This is a genomic window from Kluyvera georgiana ATCC 51603, from assembly GCF_001654985.1.
Classification (GTDB): Bacteria; Pseudomonadota; Gammaproteobacteria; order Enterobacterales; family Enterobacteriaceae; genus Kluyvera; species Kluyvera georgiana.
The window spans coordinates 74,713-100,995 of record NZ_LXEU01000046.1; the positions used below are offsets into that span (position 1 = coordinate 74,713).

26 protein-coding genes are annotated in these 26,283 nt (G+C 56.0%); 14 read left to right on the forward strand and 12 right to left on the reverse strand.

Features of this window, described 5'->3' with window-relative positions; all coding sequences use genetic code 11:
* Window positions 1-110 precede the first annotated feature (110 nt).
* Both M989_RS11125 and rimL read left to right on the forward strand, forming a co-directional pair.
* Window positions 111-1,766, forward strand: coding sequence for a glucan biosynthesis protein D (locus M989_RS11125; protein ID WP_064545217.1), 1,656 nt, complete (start codon window positions 111-113; stop codon window positions 1,764-1,766).
* A gap of 62 nt (window positions 1,767-1,828) precedes the next feature.
* Window positions 1,829-2,380 (forward strand): 50S ribosomal protein L7/L12-serine acetyltransferase, encoded by a 552-nt coding sequence (rimL, locus tag M989_RS11130; RefSeq protein WP_064545315.1) that lies wholly within the window; start codon window positions 1,829-1,831, stop codon window positions 2,378-2,380.
* Here rimL and ydcK read toward each other — a convergent pair.
* Window positions 2,375-3,355 (reverse strand): YdcK family protein, encoded by a 981-nt coding sequence (gene ydcK / locus M989_RS11135; protein WP_064545219.1) that lies wholly within the window; start codon window positions 3,353-3,355, stop codon window positions 2,375-2,377. The two genes, rimL and ydcK, sit on opposite strands and share 6 nt — an antisense overlap.
* A 153-nt stretch (window positions 3,356-3,508) precedes the next feature.
* Between ydcK and tehA the strand changes: the two genes are divergently transcribed.
* The 3 genes from tehA to M989_RS11150 all read left to right on the forward strand — a co-directional run bounded on the left by tehA (window position 3,509) and on the right by M989_RS11150 (window position 5,921).
* Entirely contained in the window at window positions 3,509-4,513 is a 1,005-nt protein-coding gene (tehA, locus tag M989_RS11140) for a dicarboxylate transporter/tellurite-resistance protein TehA (RefSeq protein WP_064545317.1), read from the forward strand.
* Window positions 4,510-5,106 (forward strand): tellurite resistance methyltransferase TehB, encoded by a 597-nt coding sequence (tehB, locus tag M989_RS11145; protein ID WP_064545221.1) that lies wholly within the window; start codon window positions 4,510-4,512, stop codon window positions 5,104-5,106. Before tehA ends, tehB begins: the two co-directional genes overlap by 4 nt.
* A gap of 146 nt (window positions 5,107-5,252) precedes the next feature.
* Window positions 5,253-5,921, forward strand: coding sequence for a DUF3313 domain-containing protein (locus M989_RS11150; protein WP_064545223.1), 669 nt, complete (start codon window positions 5,253-5,255; stop codon window positions 5,919-5,921).
* A 51-nt stretch (window positions 5,922-5,972) separates the two neighbouring features.
* Here the strand turns inward: M989_RS11150 and M989_RS11155 are convergent, their stop codons facing one another.
* The 6 genes from M989_RS11155 to M989_RS11175 form a co-directional block, all read right to left on the reverse strand.
* Window positions 5,973-7,145, reverse strand: coding sequence for a cytochrome c biogenesis protein DipZ (locus tag M989_RS11155; protein WP_064545225.1), 1,173 nt, complete (start codon window positions 7,143-7,145; stop codon window positions 5,973-5,975).
* Window positions 7,145-7,312, reverse strand: a complete 168-nt coding sequence (locus M989_RS25535) for a hypothetical protein (protein ID WP_157093537.1) — start codon at window positions 7,310-7,312, stop codon at window positions 7,145-7,147. The genes M989_RS11155 and M989_RS25535 overlap by 1 nt, the downstream gene beginning before the upstream one ends.
* 100 nt (window positions 7,313-7,412) lie before the next feature.
* Complete coding sequence (locus M989_RS11160; protein ID WP_064545226.1) at window positions 7,413-8,750, reverse strand: ATP-binding protein; 1,338 nt, start codon at window positions 8,748-8,750, stop codon at window positions 7,413-7,415.
* The gene (locus M989_RS11165; protein ID WP_064545228.1) at window positions 8,747-9,484 is read right to left on the reverse strand and encodes a response regulator; all 738 of its coding nucleotides are present in this window, start codon (window positions 9,482-9,484) and stop codon (window positions 8,747-8,749) included. Before M989_RS11165 ends, M989_RS11160 begins: the two co-directional genes overlap by 4 nt.
* A gap of 34 nt (window positions 9,485-9,518) precedes the next feature.
* Window positions 9,519-10,520 carry an alpha/beta fold hydrolase gene (locus M989_RS11170; RefSeq protein WP_083965149.1) on the reverse strand — a complete coding sequence of 334 codons (1,002 nt, stop codon included), beginning with the start codon at window positions 10,518-10,520 and terminating at the stop codon, window positions 9,519-9,521.
* Between the two features lie 217 nt (window positions 10,521-10,737).
* Window positions 10,738-11,637 (reverse strand): DMT family transporter, encoded by a 900-nt coding sequence (locus M989_RS11175; protein WP_064545230.1) that lies wholly within the window; start codon window positions 11,635-11,637, stop codon window positions 10,738-10,740.
* Window positions 11,638-11,822: 185 nt separating this feature from the next.
* Between M989_RS11175 and M989_RS11180 the strand changes: the two genes are divergently transcribed.
* Window positions 11,823-12,698: a helix-turn-helix transcriptional regulator gene (locus M989_RS11180; RefSeq protein WP_064545232.1), complete on the forward strand. Its 876-nt coding sequence runs from the start codon at window positions 11,823-11,825 to the stop codon at window positions 12,696-12,698.
* On the opposite strand, the gene M989_RS11185 is transcribed toward M989_RS11180, so the two are convergent.
* Complete coding sequence (locus tag M989_RS11185; RefSeq protein ID WP_064545320.1) at window positions 12,675-13,841, reverse strand: benzoate/H(+) symporter BenE family transporter; 1,167 nt, start codon at window positions 13,839-13,841, stop codon at window positions 12,675-12,677. The two genes, M989_RS11180 and M989_RS11185, sit on opposite strands and share 24 nt — an antisense overlap.
* A 133-nt stretch (window positions 13,842-13,974) precedes the next feature.
* Here M989_RS11185 and M989_RS11190 point away from each other — a divergent pair, with 133 nt between their 5' ends.
* Together M989_RS11190 and M989_RS11195 are read left to right on the forward strand one after the other, a co-directional pair.
* Window positions 13,975-14,550 carry a helix-turn-helix domain-containing protein gene (locus M989_RS11190; RefSeq protein WP_064545234.1) on the forward strand — a complete coding sequence of 192 codons (576 nt, stop codon included), beginning with the start codon at window positions 13,975-13,977 and terminating at the stop codon, window positions 14,548-14,550.
* A gap of 199 nt (window positions 14,551-14,749) precedes the next feature.
* Entirely contained in the window at window positions 14,750-16,720 is a 1,971-nt protein-coding gene (locus M989_RS11195) for a peptidase U32 family protein (protein WP_064545236.1), read from the forward strand.
* A gap of 77 nt (window positions 16,721-16,797) precedes the next feature.
* Here the strand turns inward: M989_RS11195 and M989_RS11200 are convergent, their stop codons facing one another.
* From M989_RS11200 to M989_RS11215, 4 genes are all read right to left on the reverse strand, one after another.
* The gene (locus M989_RS11200) at window positions 16,798-17,067 is read right to left on the reverse strand and encodes a hypothetical protein (protein ID WP_064545238.1); all 270 of its coding nucleotides are present in this window, start codon (window positions 17,065-17,067) and stop codon (window positions 16,798-16,800) included.
* 127 nt (window positions 17,068-17,194) lie between these two features.
* Window positions 17,195-17,320 (reverse strand): DUF2474 domain-containing protein, encoded by a 126-nt coding sequence (locus tag M989_RS11205; protein ID WP_064545240.1) that lies wholly within the window; start codon window positions 17,318-17,320, stop codon window positions 17,195-17,197.
* Window positions 17,320-18,330 carry a cytochrome d ubiquinol oxidase subunit II gene (gene cydB / locus M989_RS11210; RefSeq protein ID WP_064545242.1) on the reverse strand — a complete coding sequence of 337 codons (1,011 nt, stop codon included), beginning with the start codon at window positions 18,328-18,330 and terminating at the stop codon, window positions 17,320-17,322. The genes M989_RS11205 and cydB overlap by 1 nt, the downstream gene beginning before the upstream one ends.
* Window positions 18,327-19,727 carry a cytochrome ubiquinol oxidase subunit I gene (locus tag M989_RS11215; RefSeq protein WP_064545244.1) on the reverse strand — a complete coding sequence of 467 codons (1,401 nt, stop codon included), beginning with the start codon at window positions 19,725-19,727 and terminating at the stop codon, window positions 18,327-18,329. Before M989_RS11215 ends, cydB begins: the two co-directional genes overlap by 4 nt.
* 355 nt (window positions 19,728-20,082) lie before the next feature.
* On the opposite strand from M989_RS11215, the gene M989_RS11220 reads away from it, so the two are divergent.
* The 6 genes from M989_RS11220 to M989_RS11245 all read left to right on the forward strand — a co-directional run bounded on the left by M989_RS11220 (window position 20,083) and on the right by M989_RS11245 (window position 26,270).
* A complete protein-coding gene (locus M989_RS11220; protein WP_209438762.1) occupies window positions 20,083-20,406 on the forward strand; it encodes a hypothetical protein in 324 nt (107 codons plus the stop codon).
* Window positions 20,407-20,636: 230 nt separating this feature from the next.
* Window positions 20,637-22,049, forward strand: coding sequence for an aminotransferase-like domain-containing protein (locus tag M989_RS11225; protein ID WP_064545246.1), 1,413 nt, complete (start codon window positions 20,637-20,639; stop codon window positions 22,047-22,049).
* Between the two features lie 296 nt (window positions 22,050-22,345).
* The gene (gene ydcS, locus M989_RS11230; RefSeq protein ID WP_064545248.1) at window positions 22,346-23,491 is read left to right on the forward strand and encodes a putative ABC transporter substrate-binding protein YdcS; all 1,146 of its coding nucleotides are present in this window, start codon (window positions 22,346-22,348) and stop codon (window positions 23,489-23,491) included.
* 18 nt (window positions 23,492-23,509) lie between these two features.
* Window positions 23,510-24,523: an ABC transporter ATP-binding protein gene (locus tag M989_RS11235; RefSeq protein WP_064545249.1), complete on the forward strand. Its 1,014-nt coding sequence runs from the start codon at window positions 23,510-23,512 to the stop codon at window positions 24,521-24,523.
* A gap of 12 nt (window positions 24,524-24,535) precedes the next feature.
* A complete protein-coding gene (locus tag M989_RS11240) occupies window positions 24,536-25,465 on the forward strand; it encodes an ABC transporter permease (RefSeq protein WP_416374494.1) in 930 nt (309 codons plus the stop codon).
* Window positions 25,455-26,270, forward strand: coding sequence for an ABC transporter permease (locus tag M989_RS11245; RefSeq protein ID WP_064545253.1), 816 nt, complete (start codon window positions 25,455-25,457; stop codon window positions 26,268-26,270). The genes M989_RS11240 and M989_RS11245 overlap by 11 nt, the downstream gene beginning before the upstream one ends.
* The last annotated feature ends 13 nt before the right edge of the window (window positions 26,271-26,283 follow it).

Here is a 26,283-nt window from a genome sequence, read left to right on the forward strand (position 1 = left end):
TTTTCTTGCGCTACCAATTGGATTATCAGTCAATTTTGTCTAGAGTGGGCGATAGTATCGCCGTTATTTTTTTGCAGCATTCCGACTATAAAAAGGACGCTTTGCCAGGCATGAATCGCAGACACTTTCTAAAATCTTCAATGGCTGTTGCCGCCGTGTGCGGGACTTCCGGTTTTGCATCGCTTTTCTCCCAGGCCGCGCTGGCGCAGGAGTCTGACATTGCCGACGGCCAGACCCGTCGCTTTGACTTTGGCGTGCTGCAATCAATGGCTCACGATCTCTCACGTCAGCCGTGGAGCGGCGCGCCGCGCGCGCTGCCGGAGACGCTGGCAAATCTGACGCCACAGGCTTACAACAGCATCCAGTACGATGCGGCGCACTCCCTGTGGAATAACGTGAAAGATCGCCAGCTGGATATTCAGTTCTTCCACGTTGGCATGGGGTTCCGCCGCCGCGTGCGTATGTTCTCACTCGACCCGGCCAGCCAGCAGGCGCGTGAAATCCACTTCCGCCCGGAGCTGTTCCAGTACAACGATGCTGGCGTGGATACGAAACAGCTGGAAGGGCAGACCGACCTCGGTTTTGCGGGGTTCCGCGCATTTAAGGCACCAGAACTGGCGCGTCGCGACATCGTCTCCTTCCTGGGTGCGAGCTACTTCCGCGCGGTCGACAGCACCTATCAGTACGGCCTGTCTGCACGCGGTCTGGCGATTGACACCTATACCGACTCACTCGAAGAGTTCCCGGACTTTACCTCCTTCTGGTTTGAAACGGCTAAACCGGGCGACACCACCTTTACGGTTTACGCGCTGCTCGATAGCGCCAGCGTGACCGGTGCCTATAAATTCGTGGTGCACTGCGAGAAGGCGCAGGTGATTATGGATGTGGAAAACCATATCTATGCGCGCAAAGATATCAAACAGCTGGGTATCGCGCCGATGACCAGTATGTTCAGCTGCGGCAACAACGAGCGCCGCGTCTGCGACACCATTCACCCGCAGATCCACGACTCCGATCGTCTGGCGATGTGGCTCGGCAACGGCGAATGGGTCTGCCGTCCGCTGAACAACCCGCAAAAGCTGCAGTTCAATGCCTATCAGGATAAGAACCCGAAAGGCTTTGGTCTGCTGCAGCTGGACCGTGATTTCACCCACTATCAGGACGTGATGGGCTGGTACAATAAGCGCCCAAGCCTGTGGGTAGAGCCGCGCAATCAGTGGGGCAAAGGGGCGGTAAGCCTGATGGAGATCCCGACGACCGGCGAAACGCTGGATAACATCGTTTGCTTCTGGCAGCCGGAAAAACCGATGAAAGCGGGCGACCAGCTGAACTTTAGCTATCGCTTGTACTGGAGCGCGATGCCGCCGGTCCGTTCGCCGTTAGCCCGCGTACTGGCAACTCGCACCGGGATGGGCAGCTTCCCGGAAGGCTGGGCACCGGGCGAGCATTATCCGGACAAATGGTCCCGCCGTTTTGCTATCGACTTTGTCGGCGGTGATTTGAAAGCGGCTGCACCGAAGGGCATTGAACCGGTGATTACGCTTTCCAGCGGGGAAGCGAAGCAGATCGAAATTCTCTACGTTGAACCGTTTGACGGCTACCGTATCTTGTTCGATTGGTATCCTACGTCAGATTCCACCGACCCGGTGGATATGCGTCTGTTCCTGCGCTGTCGCGGTGACGCCATCAGCGAAACCTGGCTGTATCAGTACTTCCCGCCAGCGCCGGATAAACGTCAGTACGTTGACGACCGTATTATGAAATAACCTAGTTGAAACCCGGCCAAGCTGCGCGACGCCGGGTTTTCCTTTTGATCGAGAGCCTGTATATGACCCGCATTGAAACGATCGTCGTCTCCGACGCCATTACCCTTGAGGCTGTTAATGAGTCGCACGTTTCCGAGCTGCATCAGATGGTCGTGCGTAATCGCGACTGGCTACAGCAAACGCTCAACTGGCCGCAGTTTGTCAAAAGCGAACAGGACACCCGCCAGAATGTGCAGGGCAATATGATGCTGCACCAGCGCGGCATTGCCAAAATGTTCCTGATTTTTGTCGAGGGGAAAATGGCGGGCGTGCTCTCATTTAACCAGATCGAACCGTCCAACAAAACGGGCTATATCGGCTACTGGTTGGACGAGGCCGCGCAGAGCAAGGGGATTTTATCCGCCTCGCTGCAGGCGTTTATCCGCTATTACGTTGAACTGGGGGAAATTCGCCGCTTCGTGATTAAGTGTCGGGTGGACAACCTGCGCAGCAATCAAGTGGCGCAACGTAATGGTTTTCAGCTGGAAGGTTGCTTGCGGCAGGCTGAGTTTCTGAATGGCGTGTTCTACGACCAAAATATTTACGCGCGCATCATCGATAACACGCGGTCATAGCGCGCCAAATAGCGGAGTACGCGTAATCCGCTGCGTTCCGGTAATGGCCTTGCGCCCGCGTAGGTGAATTGCTTCGCCGGGCAAGGCTTCTACAACCACGTCGTCGGTAATATCGATGTGATACTCGATCAGCACATCGCCTTCGACACGCGCATCACCCTGAATCAGCACGTGGTCGTCAAGCAGAATGGGCCCGCCGCGAAGCCGGGCGTTGCCGCCAACCAGTACGTGGTGTTTCAGCACGCAGTTGCCCTCAATGACCGCGTTCTCCGCCACCTGTGAGCTGTAGCGTAGCGTTGGAATTGCATCTTCACCCGACCCGGCGATGATGCGCGCGTTGCCGTAGACTTTGGCGCAATCGCAGACCCAGATATTGTTTTCCTCATTCCCCTCCAGGCGCGCGCTGTCGTAAATCTCTGCTCGATGCTCCACGAAAGCGTGGTTGAGCGTGGCGTCACCGTAAATTTGCGCCTGATGTACGACCCGGCAGTCGGTCAGGCGGGCGCGATCGAAGATTTGCAGCAGCCGCTCGTTGTCGGCGGTCAGTCCTTTTGCCCCAACAATCTGGCAGCCCTCGCCGATATGGGCATCGCCAAACAGGTGGCAGTAACCGTGTACTCGCGCCTTATCGACGGTGACATTGCCGCTCAGCCGCGCACCCTGGCCGATCCGGCTGGCCTGCACGCGGGCGTTGCCGCTGATAATCGCCCGATGACTCACTTCACAGGGGGCTATCAGCCGTGCGTTTTCCTCTATCTTTGCCCCGGCGTAAACGAGGCTGTTTTCATCGTAAATCCAGCAGTTGCCGTCGTGGCTCAGTGCGTTTTCATCATCGACCCAGCCGCCCAGAGTGCCGGTTGTCACGTCGGCGAAATCCCGCAGGGCGATAATCTGCCGCATCACGATGCTTTCGCGCGCGCCGGGTTCGCCTATCTGAACGCTGCGTGAAGCGTCGCTAAGACGGTATTTTTTCATGATAACCTCAGCTAAATAGATACAATAAATGTAGCAAATCCTTTGCGACAGCAGGTCAAACGGATGATGTTTTCTGGGGCTGCTTTTGGCGCTAGCGTCGGCCAAAAGAATCATTTAAAATGCAACTTAAATAAATTTGATAAAATAAACAAAATGCATAATAAAAACGATGGGCAGCGGGTATTGAATCTACCTGCGGGCTATTTTGGGATGGTGCTGGGCACCATTGGCATGGGTTTCGCCTGGCGTTATGCCAGCACTATCTGGCCGGTGAACCCGGCGATCGGCGAAGGGCTGGTGATATTGGCGATCGTGATGTGGGGGCTGTTGACGCTGGCCTTTATCACCCGAGCGATACGTTTTCCCTACAGCGTCTGGCTGGAGATGCGTCACCCCATCGCCAGCAGTTTCGTGAGCTTGTTTCCGGCAACCACCATGCTGGTCGCCATCGGCGTCACACCGTGGCTGAGAACGCTGGCGCAGGCGCTGTTTATTATCGGCGTGGTGCTGCAATTGAGCTATGCCGCATGGCAAACGGCGGGGCTGTGGCGCGGCGAGCATCCGGCGGATGCCACCACGCCGGGGCTGTATCTGCCGACCGTCGCCAACAATTTTATCAGCGCTATGGCCTGCGGGGCGTTGGGGTTTAACGATGTCGGACTGGTCTTTCTGGGCGCTGGCGTCATTTCCTGGATAACGCTGGAGCCCGCTATCGTGCAACGCCTGCGCAGCGGCGGCGCGTTGTCCGTGCCGTTACGGACCTCACTCGGCATTCAACTGGCACCGGCGCTGGTCGCCTGTAACGCGTGGTTGAGCATTAACGGCGGACACGCCGATGTGTTCGCGAAAATGCTGTTCGGCTACGGGCTATTACAGTTGCTGTTTATGTTACGTCTGATGCCCTGGTATCTGCGTCAGGCGTTTAATGCCTCGTTCTGGAGCTTCTCGTTCGGTATTTCCGCGCTGGCTTCTACCGGCCTGCATCTGGGACATGCCAGCGGAACCGGCTTCTTCCATCATCTGGCGCTGCCGCTCTTTATTTTCACGAATATCGTGATCGGCCTGCTGCTGGTAAAAACGCTACTGTTGCTGCTTCAGGGTAAACTTTTGACGCGTGTTGCACCGTCGACACTGATGAAACCGAAGGATGAACAATGACCATTCGTGATGAAAACTACTTTACCGACAAATACGGCCTGACCCGAACCCATTCAGAAGTGGTGCATGCCGCGACTATTGTTAAGCCGGGGAAAACCCTCGATCTGGGGTGCGGTAACGGGCGCAATAGCCTTTATCTGGCGGCGAACGGCTACGACGTAACGGCGTGGGATAAGAACCCGATGAGCATTCAGAACCTGCGGTCGATTCGTGAAGCGGAAGGACTGGAAAATCTGCAGGTGGCTATTCACGATCTCAATACGCTTAGCTTTGACGGTGAGTATGATTTTATTCTTTCTACCGTGGTAATGATGTTCCTTGAAGCGAATACCATTCCGCGTCTTATCGACAACATGCAGCGCTGTACCAAACCGGGCGGCTACAATCTGATTGTCGCGGCGATGGACACCGATGATTTCCCCTGTACGGTTGGCTTCCCGTTTGCCTTTAAAACAGGTGAGCTGAAAAACTATTATAAAGGTTGGAATTTGCTGAAATATAACGAAGACGTCGGCGAATTGCATCGTACTGATGAAAAGGGCAACCGCATTAAATTACGCTTCGCGACGATGCTGGCGCGCAGGGAATTATAATTGTTATTTATATAACGGGCAAAAGCCCGTTATATAATGAATCATTTTTATAAATAATGAGAGCAGCCTCCATTTTTGCCGCGACAAACTCCTGATTCATTTGCTATAACTTACGGGCATCTGTGCATTTATCAGGGATTATTCTCATGCGTACTCAAGCGTTTTTCAAAGCGGCGGCCCTTGTGGGCGCTCTGGCATTAGCGGGCTGTGCATCGAAGACCACCACTCCGGAGCAGTACTCCGGCTTTTTAAAAGACTATTCCGGCCTGAAAGAAAGCACCACGGCCTCGGGGAAAACGGAACTGCGTTGGATCTCTCCGGACTATAAACCGGCCAATTATGCCAACGTGGTGTATAACCCGGTAACCTACTATCCGGTACCGAAGCCGACCACTCAGGTTGGGCAGAAAGCGCTGACCGATATTCTGAACTACACCAATACCGAGCTGAAAAAAGCCATCAGCGAGCGCAAACCGTTGGCAACCAAAGCTGGCCCGCATAGCCTGATCTTCCGCGGTGCGATTACTGCCGTTGACTCCAGCAAAGAAGGGTTGCAGTTCTACGAAGTGATTCCAATTGCGATGGTTGTTGCGGGCACTGAAGCCGCGACGGGCCACCGTACGATGAACACCAACCTGTACTTTGAGGCGGAACTGATTGACGCCGCCACCAATAAGCCGGTCATTAAAGTGGTGCGCAAGGGTGAAGGCAAAGATCTGTCTAACTCTAACGCGCAGCTGACGCTGGATACATTGAAACAGGTTATTGATGATATGGCCATCGATGCGGTGAAATTCGACCCGTCGCAGAAATAAGTTCATATTAATTCCACAATAAATAAGGGGGCGAGTGCCCCCTTATTTTAATCAGGTACGCGTTTCTTTTAATAACTGCGCGATGGCCTGTTCCTGTTCGCTGTAATTCCCTTCACCAAAGAACGTATAGCGAAGCTGACCGCGCGCATCAAAAAGATAGTGGGCTGGCCAGTACTGATTGCCAAAAGCGCGCCATATTTGATAATTATTGTCCGTGACCACCGGGTAGCTCAGCCGCCATTTTTTCACTGCGGCCGTTACCGCGGCCAAATTCTTCTCGTGCGGATACTCCGGCGTGTGTACGCCAATCACCTCCAGCCCCTGTGGACGATATTTTTCCGCCCATTCGCGGACATGCGGTAAGGTGTGCTGGCAGTTAATGCAGTCAAAAGTCCAGAAATCGACCAGCACGACTTTGCCTTTTAGCGTCTCGTGACTGAGCGGCGCGCTGTTGATCCACCCGGTCCCGCCAGTGAGTGGCGGCAGGGCGCTGTCGGCGACGGGCTGCAGTTTAACGGGCGTGGCGGGAACCCACGACACCAGATGCTGTTCCAGCCGCAGGGAGAGCGTATTGGCCCCCTGAAATACGCTGGTGGCGCCCGAAGCAAAAAGTATCACCGAGGCCAGCATAGCGACCCCGCCCAGCCGTTTCAGCAGCTCAACCACGGTAGTTCTGGCGCGCAGCCAGCGCATCACCCTCTGGCCGCCCAGCCACAATAGCGCCAGCATAACGGCGCAGCCGCCGCCATAGGCGGCCAGCAAAACACCGCTGGATACGGTGTTTCCCTGAACCACTTCCAGACTGAGAATGGCCCCCAGCGCTGGGCCCGCGCAGGGTGCCCAAAGCAGGCCGGTGGCAATCCCGGCCAGCAGCGCCGACAGCACTCCTTGACGACGTAGGCTGCGGTCGTTGACCTGATTACCGAGACGGACTGCCGGCGACGCTAGCCGCTGTGCTATCTGTGGTGAGATCAGCGACAGCGCCACCACGGTGAGAAATGCCAGCGCCAGCCAGCGGCCTGCCGCTGAAATCTGGGTGACCCACGCGCTGGTCACGGTCACCAGCAGCGACAGCGCGGTAAACATCAGCACCATACCGCCGAGCAGCGCCGCCAGATGGCGTTTTTGCCCCTTCATGCTGGCGAACAAAAAGGGGATAACGGGCAACGTGCAGGGGCTTAATAGCGTGAGCATGCCCCCCAGAAACGCAATGATAACGGTCATCAGGCACCTCCCAGCACGCGGCGTGGCCAAGCGGCCGTCTGCGCGACGGTGGCGGACTGTGTAGCGAGAAGGGCGGCGCGCAGCGCCTGATTGTCTGCGGCGACGCAGGCTGCCGTTTGCAGCATCGCCGCTACGGCCCCAAGGAAAAACTGACGGACTCTGGTCATAAATCACCTCATGTTGATATCAGCCTGCCTTGCAGGCGGTGAGGCGATTTAATCGCGCCGCTGTATAGGGCGTGTGTCGTCAAAGGGCCGTTTTGTCAGGCTATTTATCCGTATCTGCTCTGGATACATCAGGATACAAAGGCAGCCAGAGCCTGGCCTCCAGCCCACCCTGTGGGCGATTGCTCAGCGTTAAGCGACCCCGTAAGCGGGCGGCTAGCTGGGAGGCGATTGCCAGCCCCAATCCGGTGCCGCCGGTATGGCGATTACGCGAGGTTTCCAGCCGATAAAAAGGCTGAAGTACGGCGTCCAGCTCCGCCGCCGGGATCCCCGGGCCGCTATCCAGCACGTCAATAGTCAGCCAGCGCTCGTCAACGGGGGTGATACGTAAGAGCGCGTCGTTATTGCCATATTTCAACGCATTGTCGACCAGGTTGGCGATCGCCCGACGCAGAGCCTGGGGATAGGTCGTGAGTGGAGGCAGGCTTGCCAGCGGTTCGAAAGTGACCGGCTGGCCGGTGTCTACGTAATCGCAGGCGAGGGAGTCGAGAAAGGCGTTGAGATCGAGACGCAGGCTCGCTTCCTGAACGTTTTCACTGCTGCGGGCGTAGGCGATACCTTCGCGCACCAGACGGGCCATGGCATCAAGATCCTGCATCATCTTTTCTTGCAGTGCCGTATCTTGCGCCATCTCCACCCGCAGCTTCATACGCGTAATCGGCGTTTGCAGATCGTGAGAAATGGCGGCGAGGATCTGCGTACGCTCCTGGAGGTAGTGCTGAACGCGCGCCAGCATAGCGTTAAAAGCGCGGGCCGTTTGCTGGACTTCCCGCGGACCATCTTCTTCCATTGGCTGCGGCGAGGTGTCTGCGGGTTCTAATGATTCGACGGCGCGGGTAAAGCGGGAGAGCGGGCGCACAACCTGATGCACCGCCAACCATGCGCAAATCAGCAGCAGCAGCGGCTGGGCGACCAGCACAATCGGCAGCCAGCGCGCCAGAGCAGGAAGCTGCGGACGAATATCAATGGTTAACGGTTGACCGTCGCTTAAGCGCAGATGCGCCTGCAGGTGCTCCCGTGGCCCAGGGAGAGCGCTTATGGTTAGCGTATATTTTTCATCCAGTGCGTCATGCAGCGTTTGCACAATGCTGCGCGAGCGCCAGCTGTCGGGCGGCGGCCCCGATTCACCGATGTTGGTCAGATACTGATAATTTCCGCGCGATAGCCTGGGTAACCAGGCGCTACGCTCGCTGGCGGGCAGCCTATCGAGAATCGCCACGCTGGTGGCGACGTCGTCGCTCAGGTTGTTGAGCATCACGCTGCGGGCGCTGCTCATCCGTTCATAGAGCAGCACCGCCAGCGTCAGGCTGTTGGCCAGCAGCAGCCCGCCCAGCACAATCAGCACTAACCGGTATAGCAGCGTTTTTGGCCACAGCCTCATTCATGCAGTTCCCGCAGGGTGACCGGCATGGCCAGCACATAGCCTTCGCTACGCACGGTCTTAATATAGGCCGGTTCGCGCGCGTCGTCGTTCAACCGCTGACGCAGGCGGCTGACCAGCAGATCTATTGACCGCTCAAACAACTCGGCATCGCGGCCCTGGGTCAGGCTAAGCAACTGGTCGCGATTAAGCACGCGCTGGGGATGGTCGAGAAACACGCGCAGTAGGCGATACTCCGCGCCGCTGAGTGCCACCACCAGCCCCTCGTCGTCCTGCAGATGACGGGCGGCGGTATCCAGTTGCCAGCGGCCAAAGGCAATCAGCCGTCCGGCCTCGGTAATTTGCAGATTCGGCGGCAGGGCGCGGTAGCGGCGCAGAATGGCCTTAATACGCGCCAGTAGTTCACGGGCGACAAACGGCTTAACCAGATAGTCGTCGGCGCCCATTTCCAGCCCCAGAATTCTGTCCGCATCGTCACCGCGCGCGGTCAGCATCAGTACGGGAATATTCTGCCGGTCATTGCGCAACTGGCGGCACAGCGTCAGACCATCGTCGCCGGGCATCATGATGTCCAGTACCACCAGGTCCACCTGATGACTGGCAAGGTAGCTGCGCATAGCCTTGCCGTTGCTGGCCCCCGTCGCCCGATAGCCTGATTTCAGCAGGTAGTCGACGACCAGCTCGCGAATGTCGTGGTCGTCATCCACCACCAGGATATTATCGATGTGTTCCATATTGACTCCAGGTCAGGCCGGGGCAGCCGTGGGGTTACAGTTTATCGGCGTCGATGACGGCCTTAGTGAAGTTAGCCGGATCTTCCTGCGGTGGGTTATGCCCCACGTTTGGGCCGAAAGTACGGTGTTCATATTTGCCGGTAAAGCGGGCGGCATAGGTTTTCGGATCCGGGTGCGGTGCGCCGTTGTTGCCCCCTTCAATGGTGATGGTCGGGACGGTAATGGAGGGCAGCGTGGCGAGCTTCTGCTCATATTTAGCATATTTCGCTTCACCTTTCTCCAGCCCTAAACGCCAGCGGTAGTTGCTGATGGTCACCGCCACGTGATCCGGGTTGTCCAGCGATTTGGCGCTGGTATTGAAGGTGTCCTCGCTGAACTTCCAGCCCGGTGACGCTTGCAGCCAGATGAGCTTCGCAAAGTCGTGGGTGTTTTTGGCATAGCCCGCCGCGCCGCGCGGGGTCGCGAAATAAAACTGATACCACCACTGCTGTTCGCCCTGCGGCGGCAGCGGCTGCTCGCCAATTTTTTGGCTGCTAATCAGATAGCCGCTGACCGAAACCAGCGATTTCACCCGCTCCGGCCACAGCGCGGCGACGATATCCGCCGTGCGTGCGCCCCAGTCGAAACCGGCGAAATCGGCCTGTTTGATATGCAGCGCATCCATTAACGCGACGGCGTCAGACGCCAGCGCGGACGGCTGACCGTTACGCGGCGTGGCGGCGGACAAGAATCGGGTGGTGCCGTAACCGCGCAGGCTGGGCACAATGACGCGGAAGCCTTTACTGGCCAGTACAGGCGCGACCTGAGCGTAGCTGTTGATATCGTACGGCCAGCCGTGCAGCAGGATGACCGGCTGGCCATCGCGCGGGCCGATATCGACGTAGCCGATATTCAGGTCGCCGGCGTTAATTTGGTGAACGGTTTTAAATTCGGCGGCGTAATCCGGCGCAGCAAGGGCCGGCAAGGCGGGCGCCAGCAGCACGCTGGCCAGCAACAGAGTTTTAAAGCGAAGTACCGGGGACGCTGAAACGTTCATAGATTTCTCCTGCACACACGAGGTTGTTGGCATCAAATCAAAAACGATAGCGAACGACGTATAGTGGGCTATCGCGACCAGATAATAAAAACAAGCGGAAGTGTCGCGGATGTGTGCATAAGAAGGGATTTTGCCAGCGACTGTATCGGCGCAAACGCCAGATACAGTGTGATACAAAAGGGAGGCACGCGATGCCTCCCTGATTGGCGATGCCGCATCAGGCGCGGCTGAGGAACGGTAATCGCCAGAACTGCGGTTTCGCGAACATCACCAGGTTGCCCAGCAGAATCAGCACCAGCCCGATCACCGCATTAGCATGCCACTGATAGCCTTCGTAAACCGTGGACAGCGTCAGCGCCACCAGTGGAAACAGCAGGGTGCTGTAAGCGGCGTTGCTGGCGCCGATACGCCCCACCAAAGTGAAATAGACGCCAAAGGCAATCACTGAACCGAACAGTGCAAGGTAGAACAGCGCCCCCATATAGCTCACCGTCCACTGCGGCGTAAAATCATCGCCGCGCAGCAGCGCCACAATGCCAATAACGATCGTGCCATAGAGCATCGCCCAGGCGTTGGTGGTCAATGTTTCCAGGCCCCGGCGCTGGTGGCGCAAGCTCAGCATATTGCCCAGCGAAAAGCCGTAGGTACCCAGCGCGCTGAGTAAAATGCCCGCCAGTAGAGTACTGCTCATACCCACTGCCTGCAGGTCGTGCCAGAAGAGGGTAATGATACCAGCCAATCCGAGCAGGGCGGCAAGGTAAAAGCGCTTTGGCGGCGTCTGGCGGAAGAAAATAAAACTGTTGATGGCGTTGAACAGCACCGCCATGGAGAAAATCACCGACTCTAGGCCGGTATTAATCCATTTCGCGGCGGTGTAAAAACAGAGAAAGTTGAAGCCAAACACGCAGCAGCCCTGCACCATGCAGAACAGATGATCGCGCAGCGCCAGCGGTCGTAGGCGGCGTAGACACAGCAAAATCGTTAACATGGTGCCGCTGGCGATGGCGAAACGCCAGAAAATGGAGACGGCTTCAGGCACCGGGCCCTGCTGTAAAAAAATGGCAATCCAGGTGGTTCCCCAGATAACAACGACCAGCGTGTAGAGCAGCGCGTTCATAATTCCTCACAACGATAACAGCGATAGAAAGCAAAGTTTGACGCGTACTGGCGAGCGGGGCTTGCAAGGAGTTGCGGCACACTTGCAAATTCTTGCGGTTTTTTATATCCGGCAGGGCTGAAAGCTAGCATCCATGCGCGACAAGCCCTAGACTGGGCTTATCTATCATCGTGACTGAAATGTTAATGGCACACACCTACGCGACGTTTGAGAGACTAAGGAGCCAGAAGGCCATTCTGCGGGAAACCGTCGCGCTCAATTCAGGTATTCAGCTTGCCGCGTGGTACAACAAACGCGACACGCTGACGGTACAAAGCGATCACCACACGCTGAGCTTGTATGTGGCCGATGGTTATGAAAGTTATCAGAAAACGCCGTACGGCTGGAAAAACGGCGGTGGGCCAAATCGTTTCTGCCTGATGCCGGAGGACAGCGAATCGACGTGGGATATTCGTGATGATCTTTCGTTTGTGCATCTTTATTGCACCGATGATCACTTGCGTCAGGTAGGTGAGCAGGTGTGGGACCGCAGTCCGGCGACGATCGCGCTGGATGAACAGATTTTTGGTGACGACCCCAAAATTACGCTGCTGTACCGCCAGTTTCTGCTTGGCTGCGACTGGCAGCAGCCGGCCAATCAACTGACCCTCAGCAGCGTCAGCACGCTGCTGCTTACCCACCTGCTGCAGAACTACGCCAATGTGCAGTGGCGCCTACCGACGGTGACGGGCGGGCTGGCTCCGGGCGTCCTGCGTAATACGCTCGATTTTATCGATGCGCATCTTGGCGATCCCTTAACGCTTGCGGCGCTGGCTGCGCAAGCGACGCTCAGCGAATACCATTTTGCGCGCATGTTCCGTCAGTCCGTCGGTTTAGCCCCGCATCAATATGTGATGCAGCGTCGTATGGATAAAGCACAACAGCTGGTGCGACACACCGCGCTGCCGCTAACCGATATTGCCTTAAGCTGCGGCTTTAGCTCCGCCAGCCACTTCAGTAATCGCTTTAAAGCGGTGACCGGCACCACGCCGTCGCAGCTACGTGCGGGCCTGGCGCGATAGCAGTGCAAAGCTGGCACCACCGATAGCCAGTCCCCAAAACGCCGACCCAATTCCCGCCAGAGTGATGCCGCTCGCCGTCACCAGAAACGTCACCATCGCGGCGTCGCGTTCGTATGCGGAAGTGAGCGCCTGGAACAGGCTGCCGCCCAGCGTACCCAGCAATGCCAGCCCGGCAAGCATTTGAATCCACACGGCAGGTAAGGCCGCCATCAGCGCGGTGATTGAGCCACCAAATACGCCCGCGAGAAGATAGAAAACACCGGCTGCGGCGGCAGCCAGCCAGCGCTTTTGCGGATCCGGGTGTGCATCCGGGCTTTGGCAAATGGCGGCGGTAATAGCGGCAATACACACGGAATAGACGCCAAAGGGTGCCAGCAGCAACCCAAAGGCGCCGCTAATCACAATCAACGGCGACACCGGCACGCGATAGCCAGAGGCCTGAAGCGTGGCGAGACCGGGGGCGTTCTGCGAAGCCATGGTGACCAGAAAGAAAGGAATACCCACGCTGATCAGTTGCGTTAGCGAGAAATGGGGCGCAATAAATTGAGGCGCGACAAACCCCAGTGTGGACGCATCTGTGACAACGTCACCTTTTAGCAGGGCGACAATAATTCCCACCACCAGCGCGGCAACCACGGCATAGCGCGGCGCGAGGGCCTTAAACAGCAGCCAGCTAACCAGCATACTGCCGCACAGCAACAGTTGCCCCTGTAGCGTGGCAAATGCCTGAAGACCAAAACGCAGCAGGATTCCCGCCAGCATGGCTGCGGCCAGCGAATGGGGAATCAGCTTCATCAATCTGGCAAACCAACCGGTCAACCCGCAAATGACAATCAGCGCGTTGGCGAAGATAAAGATGCCTACCGCATCATTGAGGGTAGCGCCTTGTAAACCACCGACCAGCAGCGCGGCCCCTGGAGTTGACCAGGCGGTAAGAATAGGCACCTTACGCCACAACGTCAGCACCAGCGTGCTGAGCCCCATGGCCAGACCCAGCGCCGTCATCCAGCCGGAAATTTGCTGTGCGCTGGCGCCCGCGGCGGCAGCGGCTTGCCAGATAATGGCGGCAGAGCTGGCATAGCCAACCAGCACGGCAACAAATCCGGCCAGCAGAGTAGGAAAAGGGATAAAAGCGGCGCGCATATCAATGACCTCTTGTGCGTTATAGCGTTCGCGCACTATACCATTGTGCGTTATAACGTACAATGTTGTGCTTCGCGGACGTAAATAGCGCGCAGGTAAGGTATACTTTGGCAATATAAAACATGGAGGCTGAATGAATATTGCGCAACATCTGGCGGTAACGCTGAAAAATTTGCGTCAGGAACGGGCATGGAGCCTGTCAAAGCTTGCTGATGAAACCGGTGTATCCAAGGCGATGCTGGGGCAGATTGAACGTAATGAATCCAGCCCGACGGTGGCGACGCTGTGGAAAATCGCCACCGGCCTGAACGTCCCGTTTTCCGTTTTCATTACTCCGCCGGAAACGGATGGGGAGCAGTCGTTCGATCCCCAACAGCAAGCGATGGTGGTGACGCCGATCTTTCCCTGGGATCCTGAACTGTGCTTTGACCATTTCTCGATCACTCTGGCGCCTGGCGCGCTAAGTGAATCGACCCCGCATGAAAAAGGGGTGATTGAACATGTGGTGGTGATCGGCGGCCAGTTGGATATGTGCGTTCAGGGGGAATGGCGTCGGCTCGAGGCGGGAGAAGGGCTGCGGTTCGCAGGCGATCTCCCCCACGCTTATCGCAATAGCGGCGAGCAAACCGTACATTTCCACTCTATTATTCATTATCCGAAAGAAAAAGCCGCAGGCAGACCTGCGGCAAATCACGACAATGAACCATAACGTGGCCGTTACGAGGAAAGTCCGGAATACGGAACTGACTCTAACCTATTGATGATGCAAGCGGAAATGAGCATTTCGGCAATAGGTTGCCGAAATTCAGCTAACCGCAGCGCAGAAGCGATGGAAACTGTTTTCGTCTACCGCGGCTTATGGTTACAATAGCCGCCATTTTGTGACCCTACTGGATAACTCCGACTGTATGCGCCAGCAAAACGCTCATCTTGAACTCCTCAGTCCGGCACGCGATACGGCGATTGCCCGCGAAGCGATTCTCCACGGCGCAGACGCCGTCTATATTGGTGGACCCGGTTTTGGCGCCCGCCATAACGCCAGCAACAGTCTGCAGGATATTGCTGAGCTGGTGCCGTTTGCCCATCGCTTTGGTGCCAAAATCTTCATTACGCTCAATACCATTTTGCATGATGATGAGCTGGAACCCGCCCAGAAGCTGATTACCAGCCTTTATGATGCGGGCGTCGATGCGCTGATCGTGCAGGATATGGGGATTTTGCAGCTGGACATTCCGCCCATCGAGCTGCACGCCAGTACGCAATGCGATATCCGCAGCGTAGAAAAAGCCAAGTTTCTCTCCGACGTTGGCTTTAGTCAGATCGTGCTCGCTCGCGAGCTGAATCTTGAGCAGATTAACGCGATTCATCAAGCCACCGATGCCACTATTGAGTTCTTTATCCACGGCGCGCTGTGCGTGGCTTATTCAGGTCAGTGCAATATCTCGCATGCCCAGACCGGGCGTAGCGCTAACCGCGGTGATTGCTCTCAGGCCTGTCGACTGCCGTATACCCTGAAAGATGATCAGGGCCGCGTGGTCGCTTTTGAAAAACACCTGCTGTCGATGAAAGATAACGATCAGACCGCCAACCTTGGTGCGCTGATTGATGCGGGCGTGCGCTCCTTCAAGATTGAAGGTCGCTACAAAGATATGAGCTACGTGAAGAACATCACCGCTCATTACCGCCAGATGCTCGACGCGATTATTGAAGAACGCGGTGATTTAGCCCGCGCCTCTGCTGGACGTACCGAGCATTTCTTTGTCCCGTCGACGGATAAAACCTTCCATCGCGGCAGCACGGACTACTTCGTCAATCAGCGTCAAATGAACATCGGCGCCTTCGACTCACCGAAATTTGTTGGCCTGCCCGTGGGCGAAGTGCTGAAGGTCAACAAAGATACGTTGGATGTTGAGGTGAGCGAACCGCTGGCGAACGGCGATGGCCTGAATGTGCTGATCAAACGTGAAGTCGTCGGTTTTCGTGCCAACACGGTGGAAAAAATCGGTGATAATCGCTATCGCGTATGGCCGAACGAAATGCCGGCGGACTTGCATAAGGCGCGGCCGCATCAGGTGTTGAACCGTAACCTCGACCATAACTGGCAGCAGGCGCTGCTGAAAACTTCCAGCGAGCGTCGTATCGCAGTGGATATCGAGCTTTCCGGCTGGCAGGAACAGCTGGTGCTGACGCTGACCAGTGAAGATGGCGTCACGGTGACCCACACGTTAGACGGCGAGTTTGCTACGGCAAACAATGCTGAAAAAGCGCTCAGCCAGCTGCATGACGGCGTCGCTAAACTCGGGCAAACGCTGTACTACGCACGCAGCGTTGAAGTGATGCTACCGGAAGCATTGTTTGTCCCCAACAGCCAGCTCAACCAACTGCGTCGTGAAACCGTCGATTTGCTCGATCGGGCGCGTCTTGACGCCTATGTTCGCGGTAGCCGTAAAGCGGTGGCCAGCCCGGCGCCGGTTTATCCGGAAAGCCATCTCAGCTTCCTGGCGAACGTCTACAACCATAAAGCGCGTGAGTTCTATCATCGCTATGGCGTGCAGCTGATTGATGCCGCGTACGAAGCGCATGAGGAGAAGGGCGACGTCCCGGTGATGATCACCAAGCACTGCCTGCGTTTTGCGTTCAATCTGTGTCCGAAACAGGCGAAAGGGTCGATTAAAAGCTGGAAGGCGACGCCGATGCAGTTGATTAACGGCGATGAAGTGCTGACGCTGAAGTTTGATTGTCGCCCATGCGAAATGCACGTGATTGGCAAAATCAAAAACCACATATTGAAAATGCCCTTGCCGGGGAGCGTGGTGGCGTCGGTGAGCCCTGACGATCTGCTGAAAACGCTGCCAAAGCGTAAAAACGCACCTTTGTAGTCCGTTTGCGAGCAGCAACGCTACCCGCGGGTAACGAAAAAGGCCGGAAAGCGATTACGCTCTCCGGCCTTTTTTAGTTAGTTATGCTGACCGTTTGGTGGTGGCAGTTTATTGTCGCCGTCGTGTTTTGGCGGCTGGCCTTTGCCATCGTGCTGCGGACCTTTATTGTCGCGCGGCGTTTGGCCTTTGCTATCGTGCTGGTGTGGTCCTTTGTTATCCTGCGGTGGCTGACCGTTATGCTGTTGTTCTACCGGTGGTTTTTTCGGCGGTTCCTGATGATCGGCGGCGAATGCCGTTGAACACAGACCCATTGCCAGGAAAGCAGACATTGCGATAATTTTCTTCATCATGTACTCCATACATTGCTTAGTGCAGTGAGGGTAGTTGACCAATAAAAAGTGGAGGAAATGTGAAGCCCCAGAGAATTAGGATTTCTCTGGGGATAGCAAAAAAAGAAGGTATCTGATTGTTCTATCAGGATTTAAAACCGGCAGCGGTCATCAGTATACGAAATAAACTGCCTACCAGCGCCAGCGCCAGTACGCTGCCGCCCCACAGCGCAACTAGCCAGAATATTCGCGACATCCAGCGATTTTTCATCAGTGGTACCCCTCATTCTGCGGCACTTTGCCGCGAAAAACGTAGTAACTCCAGAAGGTGTACACCAGAATTACCGGGATGATAAATATCGCGCCAATCAGCATAAATTCCTGGCTTTGCACCGGTGCAGCAGCCTGCCACAGGGTGATAGACGGTGGAATAATCGCCGGCCAGATACTGATGCCCAACCCGCTAAAGCCGAGAAAGATGAGCGCCAGCGTCAGAATAAACGGCGGCACGTGGCTTTCCGGTTGCCCCAGATGGCGCCACAGCAGCGCGCTGGCGGCCAGTACCAGCAGCGGCACGGGCAGCAAATAATAGAGATTCGGCAGGCTGAACCAGCGTGTGGCAATTGACGAATGTAGCAGCGGCGTCCACAGGCTGATGACCGCCATGGCGGCCAGCAGCGCCAGCAGCAGGCCGCGCGCGGCGCGTCGCATGCTGGTTTGCAGCGCATCTTCGCTTTTCATCACCAGCCAGCTGGCGCCGAGCAGCGCGTAGGCGATAACCAGCCCAAGGCCACAAAACAACGTAAACGGCGTCAGCCAGTCAAATGCGCCACCGCTGTATGCGCGATCGGTCACCTGAAAACCGTTGATCACCGCCCCCACGACGATACCCTGGCAGAACGTAGCCAGAATGGAACCGCCCATAAACGCTTTGTCCCAGAACGGACGATGAGAAGGCGTGGCGTTAAAGCGAAACTCAAAGGCGACGCCACGGAAAATCAGCCCCACCAGCATCAGTGAAAGCGGAATCGTTAACGCGTCGATGATCACCGCATAGGCCAGCGGAAACGCGCCGAATAGCCCTGCGCCGCCGAGTACCAGCCAGGTTTCGTTGCCATCCCACACCGGGGCCACGCTGTTCACCATGACATCTCGCTCCTGGGTCGTTTTGGTGAAGGGGAACAGAATGCCTATCCCTAAGTCGAAGCCATCCATCACGATATACATCAGGGTGGCAAAGACGATAATCACAAACCAGATAATGGACAGATCGAGGCTCATACGCGCTCCTCCTGAGATTGTTGCGGCTCAATGGCGGCAGAGAGCGGACGTGCGGGTGTACCGTGCGGTTCCGGGGTAAAGGGCTGCGGCCCTTTGCGAATCAGCCGCATCATGTAGCTATAGCCCACGCCAAAGACCGAGCTGTACACCACGAAGAAAGCCACCAGGCTAATGCTCATATGCAGATCGCCATGTGCGGAAACCGCATCTGCTGTGCGTTGCAAACCATAAACCACCCACGGCTGGCGGCCCACTTCGGTGGTCACCCAGCCCGCAAGGATCGCCACCAGACCGGATGGCCCCATCAGCAGCGCAAACCACAGGAACGGACGTGAGGTATAGAGGGTTTGCTTCTTACGAAGCCACAGTGCGACAACGCCGAGTAGCAGCATCAGCATGCCCAACCCGGCCATGATGCGGAATGACCAGAAGACGATTGTCGAGTTTGGCCGGTCTTCTTTGGCAAACTCTTTCAACGCAGGAACCTGTTTGTCCAGACTGTGGGTGAGGATCAGGCTGCCGAGCGCGGGGATCTCCAGCCCATAACGGGTACGTTCCTGTTCCATATCCGGCCAGCCGAACAGCAGCAGCGGCGTGGGCTCTCCCGGCGGGTTCTCCCAGTGTCCTTCAATGGCGGCAATCTTTGCCGGCTGATGTTTCAGGGTGTTAAGACCGTGCATATCGCCGACCATCGCCTGAATGGGGGCGACAATGAGCGTCATCCACAGCGACATGGAAAACATGACGCGTATGGCTGGTGACGTGTTGCCGCGCAGCAGATGCCAGGCCGCCGACGCCCCAACGAACAGCGCGCTGCTCAGGAATGCGGCGATAGACATATGCAGGAGTCGATACGGGAAGGATGGGTTAAACACCACCGCGAACCAGTCAACCGGAACAACCTGACCGTTGACGATTTCATACCCCTGCGGGGTCTGCATCCAGCTGTTGGAAGCGAGGATCCAGAAGGTAGAGATGATCGTACCCAGGGCTACCATGCAGGTGGCAAAAAAGTGGAGGCCCGGCCCGACGCGGTTCCAGCCGAACAGCATGACGCCAAGAAAACCCGCCTCAAGGAAGAAAGCGGTTAGCACCTCGTAGGTCAGTAACGGGCCGGTAATACTGCCCGCAAACTGCGAGAAACCGCTCCAGTTGGTGCCAAACTGATAGGCCATGACCAGGCCAGAAACGACCCCCATGCCGAAGTTAACGGCGAAGATCTTTGACCAGAACTGGTACAGCGAGCGCCAGACCGGGTTGCGGGTTTTGAGCCATAGCCCTTCCAGCACGGCCAGATAGCTTGCCAGGCCAATCGTGATGGCAGGGAAGATAATGTGAAACGAAACGGTAAAGGCAAATTGAATTCGCGCGAGGTGAAACGCATCAAGACCGAACATGCTGACTCCGGAAAAAAGAAACTCGCTAGCAGTCTAAAGTGCAACGCGGTGCAGTTGCAGAGACAGTCAGCCGTTATAAATTGATAACAGTTTACGCTGCGGGATGGACGTTGAGATATTGAGCAGGAGGGTAAGCAAAATATAAAAACAATAAATATAATTTCGTTATTTCATACAATTATTATATGTCGGCGCAGAGATGAAGGCTCAGTATTTTATTTGCTTTATCACCGTTATGTATGAAATATATCGTGGTGCTGGTTGGCGTGATATTTATCACAGAATGTTATGTGCGGAATGATAAATTAATTTCCGGACAAGCCAAATATGATTTCCTAAATGGTAAGGGAATAAAATGGAAATGGATAATGTTGTTGACCTGAAAGATCAGGAAGTTGATGGTGCGTACCCGCAGGCCTGTGTAGTGAATACAACCAAATACCGTATTCACGGCGAAATTAAATATGCAGCGTGCAGTACCGATCATTTTAACATTCGCCCGGGGCAAAGCGCCTCTTTCCCTCGAGGTCTTTGTTTACTAACCAGAATTAACGCAACTATTGAACTTCCCGATCGCGATGTTGAGGCTAAACCTTATACTTCATCAGGAACATCTTACAGCCAATTTGCTGTTATTGAAGTTGCGCCAAACGTATTTGAAGTTACCCGTAGAACCTGATGTTTTTGTTCTGTTGGTTTAAGGCCGCTATATTGCGGCCTTATTTATTTTGCATAAGTAAACGCTAAATAAAGATCGTTAATTCACCGCCTGAAAGTTACCGTTAGTCGGCCGAAGAGGATGATCTGATCCTGCCATGTACAGTCACTCATCCATATCAGTTACATAAAAATGCATTTTTCTTAACGCTGATATAATATAGCAGTCAGACTGAGCTAGCGGAATTGATCATGAAAAAGTACCAGCGCCTTGCTAAGCAGATGACGGAACAGATCGCCCACGGTGTGTGGCTGCCGGGTGATAAGCTGCCTTCGCTACGCGAGCAGGTGGCCAACAGCGGGATGAGTTTTATGACGGTAAGTCATGCTTATCAGTTGCTGGAGAGTCAGGGAAGAATCGTCGCGCGCCCGCAGTCCGGCTACTATGTGGCGCCGCATCCCGTTGCCCCGCGTGCCGCGGCCTCGGCACCGCAGGTCATGCCTGATAACGCTGTCGACATTAACACCTATATCTTTGAGGTTCTTCAGGCCAGCCGCAACGCGGCGGTGCTGCCGTTTGCGTCCGCATTTCCCGATCCCCGGCTGTTTCCCCTGCAGCAGTTGAACCGCTCGCTGGCCCAGGTGAGTAAAACCGCGACGGCCATGAGCGTGATTGAAAACCTGCCGCCGGGTAATGATGAGCTGCGCCATGCGATTGCGCGACGCTATGCGCTACAGGGAATGACGATCTCTCCGGATGAAATTGTCATTACCGCCGGGGCTCTGGAGGCGTTGAACCTGAGCCTCCAGGCGGTCACGGAGCCCGGCGACTGGGTTATCGTGGAAAACCCGTGTTTCTACGGCGCGCTGCAGGCGTTAGAACGGCTGAAGCTCAAGGCGCTGTCGATTGCGACCGATGTGAAAGAGGGGATCGATCTTGATGCGCTGGTACAGGCGTTGCAACATTATCCGGTAAAAGCCTGCTGGCTGATGACCAACAGCCAAAATCCGCTGGGCTTTACGCTGACGCCGGAGAAAAAGGCGCGGTTGGTCGAGATCCTCACGGCGCATAACGTCACGCTGATTGAAGATGATGTCTACAGCGAACTCTATTTTGGCCGCGAAAAGCCGCTGCCTGCGAAAGCATGGGACAAGCAGGATATGACGCTGCACTGTAGTTCATTTTCTAAGTGTCTGGTGCCGGGCTTTCGTATTGGCTGGGTCGCTGCGGGCAAGCACGCTCGCCGTATTCAGCATTTACAACTGATGAGCACGCTTTCCACCAGCTCTCCAATGCAGCTGGCGTTGGTCGATTATCTGGCGACCAAACGCTACGACGCGCATCTTCGCCGTCTGCGCCGTCAGTTAGCGGAACGCAAGCAGATGGCGTGGCAGTCGCTAATGCGCTCGCTGCCGCCTGAGGTGCGTATTCATCACAACGACAGCGGTTATTTTCTCTGGCTGGAGCTACCGGCGGGAATGGATGCGGGCGCATTAAGCACAAAAGCGCTGGAGCATCAGATCAGTATTGCACCGGGCAAAATGTTTTCAACCACCGATAGCTGGGCGTCATTCTTTCGCTTTAATACCGCCTGGGGCTGGGGGGAAAGAGAAGACCATGCGGTGGAAACCCTCGGTAAGCTTATTCGCCAGATGCTGAATTAATCACAAACGCTTATTCCAGATTATCCCCTTAATGATATTCATGCTAATTAAGGGGATATTTCATTGCACCGGTCATAGGAAATACGCATAGTGCGATTGACCGATAACTCCTTGTCTATAATCCATATTATTAGCATCAATTCATTCATTCTGCGGAATGCGCCCTTTGTCACAACCTGTGCAAATTTTTATCTGCGGCGCAGGTGAGTGCCTTAGTGACGTCTATTTTTAAACAGGGAGATATTTTTAACGGCACGGCTGCCGCTCCATTTCATTGTGACAGGAGTAAAAACGTTATGAGCAAGAAATTTGCCCACAGCAGCCTGTGCGCGCTGGTCGTGACGATCGCCACTGCCCACGCCGCCGAACCGCCGACATCGCTGGGAAAGGGCGAAGGACGGCTGGACATTATTGCCTGGCCGGGCTATGTCGAACGCGGCCAGACCGATAAACAGTATGACTGGGTGACGGCGTTCGAAAAAGAGAGCGGCTGTCAGGTGAACGTCAAAACGGCGGCCACGTCGGACGAGATGGTCAGCCTGATGGCAAAAGGGGGCTATGACCTGGTCACCGCATCCGGTGATGCCTCGCTGCGCCTGATTATGGGCAAACGCGTGCAGCCGATTAATACCGCGCTTATCGAAAACTGGAAAACGCTTGACCCCCGGCTCGCCAAAGGCGCCTGGTTTAACGTTGATGGAAAAGTCTACGGTACGCCGTATCAGTGGGGGCCAAACCTGCTGATGTACAACACCAAAACATTTCCCACGCCGCCGGACTCCTGGAACGTGGTCTTTGTGAAGCAGGACCTACCGGACGGCAAGACGAATCAGGGGCGCGTGCAGGCTTATGATGGCCCGATTTACATTGCCGATGCGGCGCTGTTTGTCAAAGCGATGCAGCCGCAGCTGGGGATTAGCGATCCCTACCAGCTGACTGAAGAACAATATCAGGCCGTGCTCAAGGTACTGCGCGATCAGCACGCGCTGATTCACCGCTACTGGCACGATACCACCGTGCAAATGAGCGACTTCAAAAACGAAGGCGTGGTCGCGTCCAGCGCCTGGCCGTATCAGGCTAACGGTCTGAAAGGCGAAGGTCAGCCGATTGCCACGGTGTTCCCGAAAGAGGGGGTGACCGGCTGGGCGGATACCACCATGCTTCATGCCGACGCTAAGCATCCGGTCTGCGCCTATAAATGGATGAACTGGTCGTTGACGCCAAAGGTGCAGGGGGATGTCGCGGCCTGGTTTGGCTCACTGCCGGTGGTGCCGGAAGGATGTAAAGCCAGTACGTTGCTCGGCGACAAAGGGTGTGAAACCAATGGCTACAGCTTCTTCGATAAAATTGCCTTCTGGAAAACCCCGATTGCCGAGGGAGGAAAGTACGTTCCCTATAGCCGCTGGACGCAGGACTATATCGCCATTATGGGCGGTCGTTAATCAGTCGGGGACTCCATCATGACCTATGCAGTAGAGTTTCATGACGTCTCGCGATTTTATGGCGACGTTCGGGCGGTAGATGGCGTGAGCATTGCTATCCATGACGGTGAGTTCTTTTCCATGCTGGGGCCGTCAGGCTCCGGCAAAACCACCTGTCTGCGGCTGATTGCCGGGTTTGAACAACTGTCCGGCGGCGCGATTTCGATTTTTGGTCGTCATGCCAGTGAGCTTCCGCCGTGGGAGCGCGACGTCAATACCGTGTTTCAGGACTATGCGCTGTTTCCCCATATGTCGGTGCTCGATAATGTAGCCTACGGGCTCATGGTTAAGGGGATGGGCAAAAAAGAGCGTCAGGCGAAAGCGGCGCAGGCGTTAGAAAAGGTGGCGCTGGGATTTGTCGCGATGCGAAAACCCTCGCAGCTTTCCGGGGGCCAGCGTCAGCGGGTGGCGATTGCCCGTGCGCTGGTGAATGAACCACGTGTACTGCTTCTTGATGAGCCGCTCGGCGCGCTGGATCTTAAGCTGCGTGAGCAGATGCAGTTCGAACTGAAAAAGCTCCAGCAGGAGCTCGGCATTACCTTTATCTTCGTGACCCACGATCAGGGGGAAGCGCTGTCGATGTCCGATCGGGTGGCGGTGTTCAACAACGGGCGTCTCGAACAGGTAGACACGCCGCGCGCGTTGTATCTGCGGCCACGTACGCCGTTTGTCGCCAGCTTTGTGGGCACCTCGAACGTATTTAGTCCAACCATGTCCGAAACGTTGTGCGGCATGAGTGGAAACTGGGCGCTGCGTCCTGAGCATATTCGCCTGAACGAAGTTGGTGAAGTACAGGTGAAAGGTCGGGTACAGGCGGTGCAGTATCAGGGCGCGGCGACGCGCTATGAATTGCTGCTGGAAAGCGGTGATAAGCTGCTGGTCAGCCAGGCTAATTTCTCCGTCGGGCTAAACGCTGAAGGGCCGGCGGTAGGAGGCGAAGTTCTGGCTTCCTGGCCGCGCGACGCCATGGTGGCGTTAGATGGAGGGAGGTGAATGGAGATGAGCATGGCGCCGGTTCCTCCCTCCCGCAGTGCCGGGAAAATATCCAGTCTGTTCTGGCGTAAGCCAACGCTAGGTCTGTTTCTACTGCTGCTTGGGCCGCTGATGTGGTTTGGCATCGTCTATTTTGGCTCACTGCTCACGCTGCTGTGGCAGGGCTTTTACACTTTTGATGATTTCACGATGTCGGTTACGCCAACGCTAACGCTGGCAAACCTCTACGCGTTATTTAACCCGGCCAACTACGACATCATCCTGCGTACGCTGGTCATGGCGGTTGCGGTGACCGTTGCCAGCGCGCTGCTGGCCTTTCCGATGGCGTGGTATATGGCGCGCTACACCCGCGGTAAACAGAAGGCGTTCTTTTACGTGGCGGTGATGCTGCCGATGTGGGCCAGTTACATTGTGAAAGCCTACGCATGGACGCTTCTGCTGGCAAAGGACGGCGTCGCGCAGTGGTTCCTGAACCATCTGGGCTTACAGCCGGTGCTGGCGGCCGTGCTGACGTTACCTGGCATTGGAGGGAATACCCTCTCGACCTCCGGGTTGGGGCGTTTTCTGGTGTTCGTCTATATCTGGCTACCCTTTATGATTCTGCCGTTGCAGGCCGCGCTGGAGCGCATTCCCGGCTCGTTATTACAGGCTTCCGCTGACCTGGGGGCGCTGCCTCGTCAGACCTTCCGTCATGTGGTATTACCGCTGGCGATTCCGGGGATTGCCGCAGGGTCGATTTTTACCTTTTCGCTAACGCTGGGAGACTTTATCGTCCCGCAGCTGGTGGGGCCGCCGGGCTACTTTATTGGCAACATGGTTTATTCCCAGCAAGGGGCTATCGGCAACATGCCGATGGCGGCGGCGTTTACCCTCGTGCCCATTGTGCTGATTGCCCTCTATCTGGCGTTCGTGAAACGTCTGGGAGCGTTCGATGCACTCTGAGCGAGCACCGCGGTTTCTCAAAGTTGCCGCGTGGGGCGGCGTGATTTTCCTCCATTTCCCGCTGGTCATTATTGCGCTGTACGCGTTCAACACCGAGGATGCCGCGTTCAGTTTTCCCCCTCAAGGCCTGACGCTGCACTGGTTTAGCGAGGCGGCAGGGCGCAGCGATATTTATGATGCAGTGACACTGTCACTTAAAATTGCCGCGTTGTCGACGGCGATTGCGCTGGTACTTGGCACGCTTGCTGCAGCAGCGCTCTGGCGACGGGATTTCTTTGGTAAAAGCGCGATATCGCTGTTGCTGTTACTTCCCATTGCCTTACCCGGCATCGTCACTGGCCTGGCGTTGCTGACGGCGTTTAAAACGGTGAACCTTGAACCGGGGCTGTTCACGATTGTGATTGGTCACGCGACTTTTTGCGTCGTGGTGGTATTTAACAATGTCATTGCCCGCTTTCGCCGGACATCGTGGAGTCTGGTGGAGGCGTCGATGGATCTCGGCGCCAACGGCTGGCAAACCTTCCGTTATGTGGTGCTGCCGAACCTTGGATCGGCGCTGCTGGCAGGAGGCATGCTGGCGTTTGCGCTATCGTTTGATGAAATTATCGTCACCACGTTTACCGCCGGCCACGAGCGCACGCTGCCGCTGTGGTTGCTGAACCAATTGGGCCGGCCGCGCGATGTGCCGGTGACCAATGTGGTCGCGTTGTTGGTCATGGTGCTGACGATGATACCGATTTTAGGGGCGTGGTGGCTGACGCGCGAAGACGAGGCAGCCACTGGCGGTGGGACGACATTTAAATAAAACAGGATCATGC